Origin of the sequence: Streptomyces sp. URMC 126 (genome assembly GCF_051386555.1) — a bacterium.
Taxonomy (GTDB): domain Bacteria; phylum Actinomycetota; class Actinomycetes; order Streptomycetales; family Streptomycetaceae; genus Streptomyces.
This window is the reverse complement of the sequence record NZ_JBPQTX010000730.1, coordinates 1-324: the sequence shown is the minus strand read 5'-3', so window position 1 is coordinate 324 and position 324 is coordinate 1. Positions and strand designations below refer to the sequence as shown.

At 66.0% G+C, this 324-nt stretch carries 1 protein-coding gene; it reads right to left on the bottom strand.

Going from position 1 to position 324, the window contains the following annotated elements; translation table 11 throughout:
• Nucleotides 1-144: 144 nt before the first annotated feature.
• Nucleotides 145-324, bottom strand: a 180-nt coding sequence (locus tag ACSNOK_RS33660) for a hypothetical protein (protein ID WP_436784563.1), incomplete at its 5' end; no start/stop codon positions are given.

Genomic DNA, 324 nt, shown 5'->3' with positions numbered 1-324 from the left:
CGCGCAGCCCTCGGCGGCCAAGCGCAGGACGGCCGCGCGGCCGATTCCTGAGCTGCCTCCGGTCACCAGTGCGACCTTGCCTTCGAAGTTCATTGGGAGACTCCCGATCGACAATTCTTGCTGCGGTCTAATGCCCGAACGATGTTAAGAACGGCTCTCGTTGCGTCGCCTGCTGCCGGTCCTGCTCCTGAGCAGAGCCCAGGCCAGGGCGGAGACGCCGATCGCCACCGCAGTCCGGGCGAGCAGACCTTGCCTGTCGTACTTCCAGGCCGAACGGATCCCCATCTCGGCCGGGATGTTGGGAATCCTGCCTCGGCCCAGGTC